The organism is Peptoniphilus sp. (assembly GCF_050943655.1).
Taxonomy (GTDB): Bacteria; Bacillota; Clostridia; order Tissierellales; family Peptoniphilaceae; genus Peptoniphilus_A.
Genome location: NZ_JBMNPQ010000008.1, coordinates 19677 through 34734, shown reverse-complemented (window position 1 = coordinate 34734; position 15058 = coordinate 19677). Strand labels below are relative to the sequence as shown.

13 protein-coding genes are annotated in these 15058 nt (G+C 32.4%); all 13 read right to left on the bottom strand.

Annotation, left to right across the window (positions count from 1 at the left end; all coding sequences use genetic code 11):
* On the bottom strand, positions 1 to 1293 hold a 1293-nt coding region (locus ACOX6R_RS01965; protein WP_433446699.1), incomplete at its 3' end, for a replication-associated recombination protein A.
* Positions 1294 to 1297: 4 nt separating this feature from the next.
* A complete protein-coding gene (gene nrdR, locus ACOX6R_RS01960; RefSeq protein WP_433446697.1) occupies positions 1298 to 1753 on the bottom strand; it encodes a transcriptional regulator NrdR in 456 nt (151 codons plus the stop codon).
* Between the two features lie 44 nt (positions 1754 to 1797).
* On the bottom strand, positions 1798 to 2889 hold the full coding sequence (gene ftsZ, locus ACOX6R_RS01955; protein WP_433446695.1) for a cell division protein FtsZ: 1092 nt from the start codon (positions 2887 to 2889) through the stop codon (positions 1798 to 1800).
* Between the two features lie 127 nt (positions 2890 to 3016).
* Entirely contained in the window at positions 3017 to 3865 is an 849-nt protein-coding gene (locus tag ACOX6R_RS01950) for a cell division protein FtsQ/DivIB (protein ID WP_433446693.1), read from the bottom strand.
* 4 nt (positions 3866 to 3869) lie between these two features.
* Positions 3870 to 4949 carry an undecaprenyldiphospho-muramoylpentapeptide beta-N-acetylglucosaminyltransferase gene (gene murG, locus ACOX6R_RS01945; protein WP_433446691.1) on the bottom strand — a complete coding sequence of 360 codons (1080 nt, stop codon included), beginning with the start codon at positions 4947 to 4949 and terminating at the stop codon, positions 3870 to 3872.
* Complete coding sequence (locus tag ACOX6R_RS01940) at positions 4946 to 6058, bottom strand: FtsW/RodA/SpoVE family cell cycle protein (protein WP_433446689.1); 1113 nt, start codon at positions 6056 to 6058, stop codon at positions 4946 to 4948. The genes murG and ACOX6R_RS01940 overlap by 4 nt, the downstream gene beginning before the upstream one ends.
* Positions 6058 to 7374 (bottom strand): UDP-N-acetylmuramoyl-L-alanine--D-glutamate ligase, encoded by a 1317-nt coding sequence (murD, locus tag ACOX6R_RS01935; RefSeq protein ID WP_433446687.1) that lies wholly within the window; start codon positions 7372 to 7374, stop codon positions 6058 to 6060. Before murD ends, ACOX6R_RS01940 begins: the two co-directional genes overlap by 1 nt.
* Before the next feature lie 8 nt (positions 7375 to 7382).
* Complete coding sequence (gene mraY / locus ACOX6R_RS01930; RefSeq protein WP_433446685.1) at positions 7383 to 8333, bottom strand: phospho-N-acetylmuramoyl-pentapeptide-transferase; 951 nt, start codon at positions 8331 to 8333, stop codon at positions 7383 to 7385.
* Positions 8334 to 8361: 28 nt separating this feature from the next.
* A complete protein-coding gene (locus tag ACOX6R_RS01925; RefSeq protein ID WP_433446683.1) occupies positions 8362 to 10764 on the bottom strand; it encodes a penicillin-binding transpeptidase domain-containing protein in 2403 nt (800 codons plus the stop codon).
* Between the two features lie 12 nt (positions 10765 to 10776).
* Positions 10777 to 11181: an FtsB family cell division protein gene (locus ACOX6R_RS01920; protein ID WP_433446681.1), complete on the bottom strand. Its 405-nt coding sequence runs from the start codon at positions 11179 to 11181 to the stop codon at positions 10777 to 10779.
* Positions 11162 to 12121: a 16S rRNA (cytosine(1402)-N(4))-methyltransferase RsmH gene (rsmH, locus tag ACOX6R_RS01915; RefSeq protein ID WP_433446679.1), complete on the bottom strand. Its 960-nt coding sequence runs from the start codon at positions 12119 to 12121 to the stop codon at positions 11162 to 11164. Before rsmH ends, ACOX6R_RS01920 begins: the two co-directional genes overlap by 20 nt.
* Entirely contained in the window at positions 12122 to 12550 is a 429-nt protein-coding gene (mraZ, locus tag ACOX6R_RS01910; protein ID WP_433446677.1) for a division/cell wall cluster transcriptional repressor MraZ, read from the bottom strand.
* Between the two features lie 381 nt (positions 12551 to 12931).
* Positions 12932 to 14950, bottom strand: coding sequence for a 5'-nucleotidase C-terminal domain-containing protein (locus ACOX6R_RS01905; protein ID WP_433446675.1), 2019 nt, complete (start codon positions 14948 to 14950; stop codon positions 12932 to 12934).
* Positions 14951 to 15058: the final 108 nt, after the last annotated feature.

The following is a 15058-nucleotide window of genomic DNA, read 5'->3' as shown; positions in this document are numbered from 1 at the left end:
ATTATCTAAATTTTCCTTGATTATTCTCTCGTATCCTATATTTTTTGGCTTGTAGTAATTTTTACCTTCAAAGTTTTTTGGAATGTAATTTTGTTTTACATATGCATTCTCATAACAGTGTGGATATTTATATTTTATATCAGTTTTATTTGCAGGATTATTTTTATCCCTGATGTAAATTGGTATTTCTATATTGTTTGCATTTTTAACATCTTCCATGGCTTTATTAATTGCCTCGTAGCTTGCATTTGACTTTTTTGCACTTGCAAGGTATGTCACAGTCTGCGCTAAAATTAATCTCGCCTCTGGAAGTCCAACAGCGTTTATGCTGTTAAAGCATGAAGATGCCATAACCATTGCCATTGGATCTGCATTACCTACATCCTCTGATGCAAAAATCATAAGTCTTCTTGCGATAAATTTTATATCTTCGCCAGCCTCAAGCATCATAGCTAAATATATTAGTGCCGCGTCTGGATCAGTTCCTCTCATAGATTTTATAAATGCTGATATTATATCGTAATGCTCGTTAGAATTTTTATCGTAAATTACATTTTTTGAAATCAACGAATTCTCTATTGCTTCTTTATCAATTACTACCTTGCCGTCTATTTCATCAGTTGAAAGAGCTGCGATTTCCAAAGAATTTAATACAAATCTTCCGTCTCCATTTGCATTTTTAGTAAGTATATCCCTTGCATCGTCAAGAAGAATTATATTCATCTTTCCAAGGCCTCTTACATCATCTTCTATAGCCATATCTATTAGCCTTGATAGATCTTTATCTTTTAAACTTTCTAAATTTAGAATTTGCATCCTAGATAAAAGCGCTTTGTTGACTTCAAAATATGGATTTTCTGTCGTTGCTCCGATTAAGATAATAATTCCTCTTTCTACAAAAGGAAGCAGTGCATCTTGCTGAGTTTTATTAAATCTGTGAATCTCATCAATAAAGACAATCGTAGATACATTGTCAAATTTTACAGAGTCTTCTGCCTTTTTTAATACTTCTCTAAGCTCTTTTAAGTTTGAAGTAACTGCAGATAATTTTATAAAGTTTTTGTTGGTTGTCTTTGCAATTATATCTGCAAGAGTTGTCTTTCCAACTCCAGGTGGGCCGTAAAATAACATCGAGCTAAATCTGTCACTTTTTATTACTCTACTTAAATACTTTCCTTCGCCAACTAGATTGTCTTGACCAACGAATTCTTTTAAATTTCTAGGTCTCATCCTATCGGCAAGTGGCGCCGTATTTTTTAAATTATTCTGCATGCTCAGTTCAAATAAATCCATTCAATCACTTCTTCTTAACTATGCCTTCAAGTTCGTCTATAAAAGATTGCAAGTCCTTAAACTCCCTATAAACTGATGCGAATCTTACATAACTTACATCGTCAAGTTCTTTAAGCTCACGCATTACCATTTCACCTATTTCTAGAGAAGAGATTTCTTTTTTCATAGTGTTTTGGATTTGCTTTTCAATATTATCGGCTGCTCTTTCAATTTCTGCAACTGAAACTGGTCTCTTTTCACAAGACTTAATCATCCCGTTTATTATCTTTTCGCGGTCAAATACCTGTCTGTTTCCGTCCTTTTTTATTACCATTATTGGAGTTTGTTCAATTTTTTCGTATGTTGTAAATCTTTTTTTGCAATTTAAACACTCGCGTCTTCTTCTTATTGTAGAACCTTCTTCTGTGGGTCTTGTGTCTATAACTTTTGAATCAACATAACCACAATAAGGACATTTCATAATTTCACCTCATATAAAAAAAGGCCCCAGAGGGGCACAATTTATTAATTTCTTTTTGTTCTTAAGAAAGATGGGATTTTAAGTTCTCCATTATCTTCTTCATCTTCCTCATTAGCCTTTCTATTAGAGTTAAGTGTTCTGGGTTCTGTTGCACTTGTACTTTTTGACTTTTTATCTTCTTTGTATTGATCAAAGTCAGTGGCAATAACTGTAACTTTAACTTCATCTTTAAGTGTTTCGTCGATACCTGCACCAAAGATTAGGTTAACATCTTCAGATACGCATTCTCTAATTAAATCAGCTGCTTCATTAACTTCAAAGATACCAAGATCTGCACCTGCAGTGATGTTTAATAATACAGATTTTGCTCCTTCAATTGAAGTTTCTAGTAGAGGAGAGTTAATTGCAAGCTTAGCAGCTTCAGTCGCTCTGTCATCTCCAGATGCTCTACCAATACCCATGTGTGCAATTCCCTTATCGTGCATAATAGTTTTAACGTCTGCGAAGTCAAGGTTAATTAGACTTGGGATAGAGATTAGATCTGAGATACCTTGTATACCTTGTTTTAATATGTCATCAGCCATTTCGAAGGCTTGCGCAAAGCTTGTCTTTTTATCAGAAATAGTGAGTAGTCTGTCGTTTGGAATAATAACAAGAGTGTCTACTTTTTCTTTTAGAGCATTGATTCCTCTTTCTGCAGATTTTGCTCTTCTATGTCCTTCAAAGGTGAAAGGTTTAGTAACAACACCAACAGTAAGTAAACCAAGTTCTTTTGCTACATCAGCAATTATAGGAGCTGCTCCAGTTCCAGTTCCACCGCCCATTCCTGCAGTAATAAACACCATGTCAGCGCCTTCTAAAGCTTCTCTAATTTCGTCTCTAGATTCTTCTGCGGCTTCTTCTCCAATTTCTGGATTAGCACCAGCGCCCAATCCTTTTGTAACTTTTTCTCCAATTTGAATTTTATTTTCAGCAAGTGAATTTTTAAGAGCTTGTTTGTCTGTGTTAAATACTATAAATTCTACACCTTTTACACCGGCATTAATCATTCTATTAACAGCATTATTGCCACCGCCGCCTACGCCGGCAACTTTAATTTTGGCAAATCCATCTTGCTCCATATCGAATTCCAACATAAACATCCTCCTCATATAATAATTTACATTTATTTTAATTCTATTAGTTCTATTTTATAGAAAAATAGGCAATTAGTCAACATATTAAAGAGCTATATATACATAATTAGCTTATTCTTATAAAGAATCAATTGCTATTACTATTAGCCTTCTCTTCTATATATGATTTTTCATTTTTTTCACTATTTTTTTCGTCTTTATCTTTTTTTCCATTATCATCTTCTACAATAAGGATAGGATTTGTTCCCTTCTCCATCTGTATGACAGTTGCCTTTTTGTTAGTCTTTTTAATATCATCAAGTATTAATGAAAGCATCCTTAGCTTGTAATCAATATTACTATAAGAGCCAAACTCTACCTTTATGCCATCTATTGTCATAAATGTTGCAACAGAATCTAGTAGCTCAATGCTTTCTATATTTCCCAGTAAATTATACTCAGGGTTCTTTAGACTTTTTAATAATTCTTTTTTATCGACATCTTCCTTGTAAGATAAAATGAATGATCCGGCTTTATTGTTTTCAAGATTTAATCCGTCGAGATTTAATAAATTATCTGCCTTAGAATCCCTCTCCTCTAGAATTCTAAAATCTTCATCTATAAGGAGGTATTTACTTGAATAGGCTTGGTAGTACGGCGTCCTCTCTTTTATAGATACATTTACAGTGCCACCCAGTCTAAAATTAATTTTTGCACTCTTTACATAGGGGATGGACTCAATCTTTTTGATTCTATCTGCCTTTGAAATCGAGTAATATTTAGAGCCTTTTTTTAGCTCGGCCACTTTTATTACATCTTTATAGCTGATATTTTTTGTCCCTTCCACATTCACAGATTTAATATTAAAAATTCTTGAATTTCTAATGGCAAAGATTAATAAAAAAATAAATAGAAAAAAGATAAAAAATCTAAATACAATCCTAAAAAATTTTCTTTTTTTGCTTATTTTTTTCTTAACTTTTTTTTGTTTTTCCATAAAATCACTTTGTCATAATATCAACAATTTCAGATACTGCTCCAGGGCTTGCAAGTTTCTTTGAATTTTTTGCCATAGTGTTTCTTCTATCGTCATCTTCTAATAAATCATTAATATGACTATATAAAATTTCTCCGTCTAAATCCTTTTCTTCTATGACTTCACTTGCACCCATATTGTAATAGGACATGGCATTATAGTATTGATGGTTACCCGCTGTATATGCTTTTGGTATTAGTATAGTACAAAGACCTACTGCCGAAATTTCTGCTAAAGTCATTGCTGAAGACGATGCAATCACAAGATCAGCACTAGATAAGTAATCTGACACATGATGAGTGTAGTCAAAAACTTCAACACCTTTTGGCAGTTTTTCTACTTTTTCCATGAAATAATCATAATGTTCTCTACCAGTTACATGAACAAGCTTAAATGGAAGCTCATCGTATTTATTTAGAATTTCTATCATGGCGTCGTTAGTTGACTCTTGACCGCCGCTTCCTCCAAAGGAAAATACAAACTTTTCGCTTTCAGAAATCCCAAGTTTTCTTCTGGATTTTTCTCTATCTATGTGAGTAAAGTCATCTCTAATAGGATTACCTACATAGATTATATTTTTGTTATTTAAATATTCTTCGGCCTCTTTAAAATTAATAAATACTAGATCTGCCTTTCTCGCCAAAATTCTATTAGTCTTTCCTGGGTATGCATTTTGCTCTTGAACTACAGTCTTTATATTGTATTGCTGCGCCTTATAAACTATTGGAGCACATACATAACCTCCAGTACCAATTACAATATTTGGTTTGAACTTCTTTAAAATTTTGCCAGCTTGATTTAATCCTTTAAATAAATCAAACATCGTTACGATTGTCTCTTTATTTAATTTTTTTCTTGGCAATCCTGAAATATCTATTCCTTGAAATTCAAATCCATATTTAGTTGCTAACTCTTCTTCCAGTGACCCCTTCTTGCCAACATACAAGATTTTGGCAGTCTCATCTTGTTTTTTTATTTCTTCTCCAATAGCAAGAGCTGGATAGATATGACCTCCAGTTCCACCACCTGATAGTATATATCTCAATTTTTACCTCCTGCTGATATTTTAAGTAAAATTGCTGTCGAAGCTATTGCCATAATAAGAGCCGAACCACCATAAGATATAAACGGAAGTGTGATTCCTGTTACCGGCAAAAGTTTAGCCGCAACGCCCATGTTAAAGAAAGCTTGTATACCTATAAAAGTTGTAATTCCAACAGCTGTCAATTTGTCAAAATAGTTAGTTGTCTTAACTGCTATTATATAACCTCTATATATATAAACCACAAATAAAATCAAAACTAGCATACAACCAATTAGGCCAAATTCTTCTGCAATTACAGAATAAATAAAGTCAGTGTATGCCTGTGGCAAGTTTGTATATTTTTGTCTTGATCTAAACAGTCCTACTCCAGTGTAACCACCTAATGCAAAAGCATATAGTGATTGTCTTGCTTGATAAAGGTCAGCTGATAAATAGTCTGTTGAATCAGATACAAAACCGAGAATTCTCTTGATTCTATAATAGTAGTCCTCGTTTGTAAGCATTATGGCAACAAGTATAGCTCCAAGAAGCACCAATACTCCAAATTGTTTTTTATTAAGACCTGCACACACAAGCATTGCAAATAAAGAAATACCAATTACAACGGCTGTAGAGAAGTCCTTTATCATTACTGGAACAACAGATATTCCAAGAATTGCCAATATTTTAATAAATACCACTGGATCTTTAAGTTTATTTATATTTTTAGACAAATACTTGGCAAAAAATACAATTGAAGTGACCTTTAAAATATCTGACGGTTGAAACAGTATCCCTACTCCAGGAATCCTTAACCATCTGGCCTGTCCATAGACTTTAACACCAGCCGGCGTCCAAAGTAGACCTATTAGCATTAATGAAAGTACAAAAATCCAATCTATATTTTTATACAAAACATTTCTTGGCACTTTCAATATAAAAATTAAGGCAATTATTCCCATTACAAGGAAAACTGCCTGTCTAATAGCATAATGAAAGCTGTTGTAGTCGTATTTTTTTGCAGTAGGAAATGATGCCGATGTAACGGCAACAATTCCAATAATTAAAAGTAAAATTGTAGCTATTAATAAAGGTAAATCAACTTTTTTTAATTCTTTTTTGATATTCATTATATCAACTCTTTAACAATATTTTTAAAATGTCTGCCACGCTCTTCATAATCGTGATACATATCCCATGATGCACAAGCTGGTGAGAATAATACATCGTCGCCATCTTCTGATAGATTATAGGATAGTTCAACTGCTTTGTTTAAATCTTTTACTATATAAAAATCTATATTCTCTTTTTTGCAAACTTCTGAAATCTTTGGTGCAGTTTGCCCAAAAAGTATTAAGACTTTTAATTTATCCTTTGTATTTTTAATCATAGTATCAAAGCTTGCGCCTTTATCATAGCCGCCAGCAATTAATATTACATTTCCATCCATTGCCTTAATAGCAACTTCTGTTGAGTCTGGATTTGTTCCCTTAGAATCGTTATAAAATTTAACATTTTTAACTTCAGAAACGTATTCAATCCTGTGTTCTACGCCAGAAAAAGATTTTATCGCCTCGGCTATTATTTCATTATCTACTCCAAGTAATTTTGAAATAATAATCGCGCCCATTATATTTTTAATATTGTGCTCGCCAGGAATCTTTATATCAGAGACATCAATAACTTTTTCAGTTACATTCCCATCGCTAAAGAAGATTGCATTATCTTTTACATAAGTACCTTTTCCATCAAAGGGTTCTATGGAGAAGAAATATTTATCTGCTTTTATGTTTTTTGCTTGCTCCATGTCTTTATCTTTATAATTTAAAATTGCAAAGTCATTTTCATCTTGATTTGCAAATATTTTAAATTTAGCATTTACATAATTTTCTACACTTCCGTGCCAATCTAAGTGATCGCTTGTCACATAAGTTAAAAGTGCAATATGAGGTTTAAATTCTTTCGTGTCTTCAAGTTGAAAAGAAGATGCTTCTATTACAACACAGTCGCCATCTTTTACTTCTCTAGTTATGTCTAAAATTCCATTTCCAATATTTCCAACATCATAAGTTTTTCTAACTCTTGATAGAATATTTTTAACTACAGTTGTAGTTGTTGTCTTTCCATTTGTCCCAGTAATTGCAATGATGTTTTTGCTATTTAAAAATCTATAGCTAAGTTCAATGTCAGATATAATTTCTATACCAAGCTCTCTTGCCTTTTTAAGAATGTCGTGGAAAGGATAAATGCCAGGGCTCTTTATTATTAAATCGATTTTATCTAAATCTTCTTCTTTAAATATCACAAAATCTTCTTTAATGTTTTTGCCTGTTTCTAAATTCTCGTCGTACACATATACTTTGCAGGGATAGTTTGACAAAAATCTTAAAGCTGATTTTCCAGTAACTCCCATGCCCATAATTAAAATATTTTTATTTTCTAACATAGTACCACCTAAAATAAGATAAAGTATGAAATTACACAAAGAATAAGTTCTACTGTGCAAAATACATATACTACTTTTCTTTCATGCCATCCCTTATGTTCAAAATGATGATGTAGCGGTGACATTAAAAATACACGTTTGCCTCTCGTCTTAAAGCTAATAACTTGAATTATTACAGATAGTGTCTCTATAAAATAAATTCCTCCCGCAATTGGAAGTATTAGCGGAATATTTAACAAAACAGCTATTGCAGATATTGCACCACCTAGTGCAAGAGAACCTGTATCACCCATAAAAACCTTAGCTGGATATTTGTTGAAGAATAAAAATCCAATTAAAGCACCCATAAGTGCAACACAGAAAAACGCAATCTCTGGTCTATTAAATTTTACAGAGCATACTGCAAAAAATCCAAGAGCAATAATTGTAACACTTGAAGATAATCCATCAAGTCCGTCTGTTAAGTTTACAGAATTTACTGTTCCAACTACTACAAATAGAATAAACGGAACATAGAACCACCCAAAAGAATAATAATCTTTTAAAAACGGTATATACAAATCTGTTTGGAAATTAGATGAATTGTATTGATATACGAGAAGTATTACAGTTACTAAGATTTGTAAAGCTAGCTTTTGGTATGCTCTTAAACCTAAATTTCTCTTTTTAACAACTTTAATGTAGTCATCGATAAAACCGACAAGTCCAAAGCCAAGTGTTGAGAAAAGTATCATGACAACTGATAATTTAAAATTTTTAGCTATTAATGTTGTTAAAATCACAGAAGTTAAAAATATAATTCCACCAATTGTCGGTGTCCCACTCTTAACTAAGTGAGACTTAGGTCCATCTTCACGAATACTTTGTCCTGCATGCAATCTTTTAAGCAATGGAATGTATATTTTTCCAAAAATTAGGGAAAATACAATGCCCATTGCAATTATAATAAAATAATTCATCTTATCTCCAGTCTAGTTATTTCTTTCATTATTTATCAATGTCTTTATTATTGATATTTTTATTTTCTTTATTATTTTTTTTATCTTTATTTGTGTTATTTGTATTGTTTTCTTGTTTATTTACATTATTTTTGTTTTCATTATCTTCAGTGTCATTTTCTTTTACACGTTCAGAATAATTAATTGTAACAGTGCCGCCGACGTCTATTTTTTCGCCTGCTCGCGGTGATTGAGAAATGTAGTCACCGTCACCTTTGATATTATACTCTAAATTTAGGGAATTTAAAATAGATTGAACTTGATTTTTGGACTTTTTGCTAAAATCAGGAACTACTAAAGTATCCCCATCATTATTGTTAACTGCAAGGTCTATTATTGAGTCTTTTAAAACAGAAGAGCCTGCGTCTGGATTTTGACTTAGCACAACTGCATAATCTGAAATTTCATTTGGACCAGTGTTAAATCTAAGTCCTGAGTCGATTATCATTCTTCCAGCATCGTCTATTAATTTTCCGTATACATTTGGTACGGTTACATATTCATCTTTTTCTTCAACTTCTTCAGTTTTAGGAACTCCAAGATAGTTTAGTGATTGTGACAATACTTCTTGAACAACTGGTGCAGCTACGGCACCTCCAAGGATTGCTTTCTTAGGACTGTTTACCACAACAAGTACTGTAAGCTTTGGATCATTAAGTGGTGCCACTCCAACAAAAGATGAGTTATAAGCATCAAGATAACCTGTAGGAGTTGCAATATTTGCAGTACCAGATTTTCCTCCAACTATATAGCCTGGAACAGCTGCCTGTTTACCAGTACCGTTTGTGACAACTTCCTTCATCATTGACTTCATTTTATTTGATGTATCTTCAGAAATTACTCTCCTTTTCATTTCTGTTTTCTTCTTCTCGACAATATTGCCATTGGCGTCAATAATTTCTTTTACAAGAGTCGGTTTATTTAAATAACCTCCATTAGTTATTGCACTCACTGCATTTACAAGTTGAAGTGGAGTAACAGCTACTGAGTGTCCATAACTCATTGTTGCAAGTGTTATTTGTGGAATTGCATTCGGATCTCTTGGCACTATCCCCAAAGATTCTCCATAAAGTTCAATGCCAGTTTTTTTACCAAAACCAAAGGCATCGATGTATTTTAAAAACTCTTCGCTTCCAAGTCTTTCGCCAACTTGAACCATTGTCATGTTGCACGACTGAGCTATGGCATCTTTTAGTGACTTTGCTCCCCTTTGATGTGATGTACATGTTAGAGTCTTATCGCCAATTCTCATTGAGCCATTGCACACAAACATAGAGTTAGGCTGCGCTTTATTCTGCTCTATTGCAGCAGCTGCTGTTATAAGTTTAAATGTTGAACCAGGTTCATATTGGTCGTTTACATTAAAATCTCTCCAATTTGAATACCAAATGTCTTGTTTTTCTTTACTTGTGTACTTTTCCCATTTTTCTTTTTGTTCATCGTTAATGGGATCTTTTGGACTGTTTAAGTTGTAATCATCTTTAGTTGTCATTGCCAAAATTTCGCCTGTCATTGTGTCCTGAACAATGATAGATACGAATTTAGCTTCATTTTCCTCTTTTGCTTTTTGTGCAGCATTCTCTGCGAACTGTTGTATATTTGCATCTATCGATAATTCGACAGAGTAGCCTTCTGTTGGTGCATAAGTTTCTTCATCAGTTAAAGGAATTTTATTAAAAGCATTGTCCTTTAAAGCGACATTCTTTCCAGGAATACCAGTAAGTTCTTCATCATAACTTGCCTCTATTCCGTATTGGCCTACATTTTCGTCATTTGTAAAACCAATTATATATGATGCCAAATTATTAAACGGATAGAACCTGCGAGTTACATCATCAAAAGATAGTCCGTATAAATTTACTTTAGAGTTTTTCTTTTTCTTGTTCTCTTCCATTACCTTTGTACGCAAATCTTTTAATTCTTTTGCCTTTGCCCTATCCACATTAGAAGCAATTCTTACTACTTTCTCGCCCTTCATCTTTTTACGGATATCTGAAGTTTTTTCTCCAAGAACTGAGGCTATTAACTTTGCATCTTCATCAAAAAGAGCATCTCTTCTCTTTTTAAAATCTGCATTTGGTTCCTTTTTTGCCTGTTCCAAAACTTCTGTATTGTAGAAAATATTAGTGCGCGTAACATTTACTGCAAGTTCTTTTTTATTTCTATCGTAAATCGTTCCTCTTTTAGAATTTATTACTTCAGTTCTTGTAAGTTGATTAAGTGCCGATATAGTAAGTTCATCTGACTGAACAATTTGTATATAAAATAATCTAAATATAAGTGCTGCAAATAAAAGAGCTAGAACAATAAAAAATAGAAAAATAGACTTATTGGACTTTCTAAGTTTATTTTTAAATTTTTTATTTCTAGCTCTATCATTTAAATTTCTCAATTAATGATCCTCCTAATCTTTAGTAAAAGATCTCAAAACAGAGACAATTGGACTTAAGAATACATTGTAGTTAATATCTCCAACTTTTTTCTCTTCGCTTGAATCTACATATACTATTTGATTTTCTTTAGGATAGACCATCCCAAGTCTATACATAGCTTCATCTGCTACTTGTGCAGAAGATCTAATACCTTTGACTTCTCCAGCAAGTGAATTTTTAACTTTCGTAAGTTCATCTATCTTAGTTTGTTGTGCCAAAATTTGTCTATCCAAAGAAGCAACTTGTGAATACATTGCTATAACAGAAATAAGTACAACTGCCACAATAATCATTGTAAACATAAAAGGCTTATTTTGAATTTTATTTCTTCTTACATTATATCTTTTTTTTGTGATTCTATCTGTACTTTTTTTCATTTTTTACCTCGATTTTTTCTGCAATTCGAAGTTTTGCAGAATGCGATCTGTTGTTTACTTTAAGTTCTTCTTTAGAAGCTGTAATAGGTTTTCTGGTAATAATTTTAACTTCTTGCTTCTTATCACATTTACAAACTGGATATTCTGGAGGACATATACAGTCCTTCTCTAAATACTTAAATGCTTCTTTTACGATTCTATCTTCTAGCGAGTGGAAGGAAATAATTGCAATTCTTCCACCAACATTTAAGTGATCAACAAATTTATAAATAGAATCTTTTAATACGTCAAGTTCCTTATTAGTTTCAATTCTAAGTGCCTGAAATGTCCTTTTGGCTGGATGAGGCCCGTCTCGTCTTGCACTAGATGGAATTGCACTTTTAATCACATCAACCAAATCAAAAGTTGTCTCAATACTTTTTTCTTTTCTCTTAGCGACAATAAATTTAGCTATACGAGCTGCCCACTTTTCTTCACCATACTCGGAAATAATCCTCTTTAGGTCTTCTTCAGAATATGTATTTACAATATCTTTTGCACTGATATCAGTATCTTTATTCATTCTCATATCAAGTGGTGCATCAAATCTGTAAGAAAATCCCCTCTCTGGATTGTCAAATTGGTATGAAGAAACACCTAAATCTAAAAGCACGCCATCAATCTTATCTATTTCTAGTTCATCAAGAGCTCTTTCAAAATCCACATAGTTATAGTTAAAGAATTTCACATTGCTAAATTCTTTTAATTTTTCTTTTGACTTTTCTATAGCGCGTATGTCTTGATCAATTCCGATTAAAAGCCCTGTATTGTCAAGTCTTTTGCAAATTTCAAAGCTGTGCCCTGCTCCACCTAGTGTCCCGTCAAGATATATTTTATTTTTTCTGATATTTAAACCATCTATTGTTTCATCTAATAAAACACTTTTGTGTACAAAATCCATTTATATCCCTAGCTCCGACATTTTTTCTGCCAACTCTTCATAAGAAAGAGCCTCTTCTTCGTTATAAGAGTTCCAATTATCTTCTGACCATATTTCAGCTCTGTTGGCAAGACCTATAATCACACATTTATCTTCTAGCCCTGCATAAGTGCGTAGATTCTCTGGAACCAAAATTCTTCCCTGCTTATCTAGAGTGCAATCGACTGCACCTGAGAAAAAAGTTCTCACAAAAGATCTAACAGCTTTATTCGTCATTGGGAGTTCTTTTAACTTGTTCTCAATCTTTTCCCACTGATCTTTTGGATATAAAAACAAGCAGTTATCAAGACCTTTTGTCATGACAAATATAGACAAGTCTTCTCTAAATTTTGATGGAATTGTAATTCGACTTTTCGGATCGAGGTTGTGTCTATATTCACCAATTAACATTTTATCTACCACTTTATAACATTTTAAACCATTTTATGACATATCGTCCCACCTACATTTATTTTACTACATTATTTCTGTATTTTCCACCATTCCTTGGACCTTTTTTAAAAAGGGCCCATGGTCCTTTTATTGTCCAAATTTAGGACAAATTAACCTTAAAAGATAACTTTTTAGTCAAAATAATTTTCTTAAAAAATATTAAATTCAAGTTAATAATTTCTTTTTAAAAATTTCTCACCCTCGTCAAAACAGTTTCATCAATTTTGGCAAATAAAAAAGTTATAAGGAATGTTTCAAATTTAATGACAAATCCTTATAACTTTTTAAAATTATTTAGTTAAATTAAAAGCACCTGCCACTTGGACAGGTACTTAAAAACTATTTAGCTGGAACTAGAATTTTATCTCCAGGATAGATTCTATTTGGATTATTAATATTATTTGCATCTAAAATATCTTTTACATTTACGTTGTAGTCTCTTGCAATTTTATAAATCCATTCGCCGCTTTTAACAATATGAATTTTTTCATTTGTGTTTTCTACTTTAGTGTTTTCTTTTGGCTCAGTCTTTTCAACTTTTGAAACTTCTTCTACTTTCTTTTCTGGTTTAATTACTTTGCCATCTTTAATTATTCCCATTTCGCTAAGCTTATCTACATTTAATGACTCATTATAAGGAGCTTCAATGTAGCCTTCATTTACAAGTTTTATGATATCGTCTCTTAATGGATTATCAAAGTTATAACCTATAATTTCCCAGTTGTTTGTAACTTTAGGGCTTATTGTTTTCATCTCTTTAAATTGTTCTGCAATATAATCTCTAATAGCTATTGGTGATTCCCAATTTCTTGTTCCAGCAACTAATTTTTCTGCTTTAAGAGCTGATGAATATCTGTAGTTATTTACTGCAAGGCTTATTACTTCGTCATCTTTTAAGTCCTCGCCCTTATATTTAACATCAACAATTCTTTGTCCCACTGGCTTAGAAATATCTATTTTGTAATCAATACCTTTAAATACGTCGTATTTATATGCTGGAACGTCTTTGTTAAATGAAATTGAAAGATCGCCATCTTTATATTGGTTAAAGAATTGTGCTGACCATTCCATATAATCTTTAAGCTCTTTTCCAGTTACATCAACTTTATAAAGTGTGTTGTCAAATTTATAAATTCTAAATAAATCACCATAAGTTATATCGCCTTTTGGTAGATCAGAGTCGTCTCTAAATAGTGCCACTGCAGTTACATCAGCACCAGATAGTTTTAGCTGCAAATCTCCAATTAAGTTTGTTACAGCAGTGTCTCTTACATAACCTTCAGGAATTTTTCTGATTTCATTCTCTGGTTGGAATTTTTCAGTTGAAGTTGCTAAAACTCCTCCGCCAAGTTCCTCTGCACCTTCTCCGCCTGAGATAAAACTTCTTGTTACTTCATGCTCGTCTTTAATAAGATTTCTTAGCTCTTCGCTTGGTTTAACTTTTTCCATGTCAATTACATCGACATTTTTATCTACTACTTCATAGCCGTCACCAGATTTTTTTACATTAAATTCAAATTTAACTACATCTCTTGCTGAATTTCTTGGTGCACCATAGATTATTCCGTTTTCTTCTCCCTTAGTTACTTGGTGGAAGTGTCCTGCAAGAACTGCATCTATTCCCTTAACATTTTTTAATAAGTTTTCGATACCATCAGTTCCGTTTTCTTCGTCATATTCAGGAGCTGTGCCTGCGTGAACTGATGCTATTACTAAATCAACCTTTTCTTCATCTCTTAAAACTTTTGCATACTTTGCAGCAGTTTCTTCAATTCCTTTAAAGTCGAGCGTTTCAACTTTTTCTTGATCCCATCTTGGCACATTCGGATTTGTTATTCCAATAATTCCAATTTTTACGCCGTCTCTTTCAACAACTGTGTAAGGTTTTTGATAATTCTCACCATTTTTGTTGTAGACATTTGCAGCAAGAACTGGCATTTCTAATTCATTTGTAAACTTATCAATAAATTTAAGGCCAAAGTTAAATTCATGATTTCCAAGAGTTACTGAATCATATTTCATAAAATTTAATGCCTTTGACACTGGATTTACTGCATCGTCTTTCTTGTTATAAATAGCATCTGCCATAATAGTTCCTTGGAAAGTGTCTCCATTGTCAATTAGAACTACATTTTTGTTGTCATTTCTCACGCTATCAATGTATGAGTAAACTCTACTCATTCCGTTGTTGTCTGTTTCTTTGTCGTCTTCGTAGCTATATCCATAGACATTTGCGTGCATGTCGCTTGTTCCTAGCACCACAATTTTCTTTGTGTCCATATTTTCTTCATTTGCAAATACAGTCACTGAAGAAAAAATCATAAGTGCCGATAAAACAATAGTTAAAAATTTTTTCATCGCTTCCTCCTAAAATAAAATTTTTATCTTTCTCTTAACTTTTACCCCTTAAAAGTTTTTCGAATAATTATTTACAGTAAATTTATTGTAGATATTTAAAAGAAATTT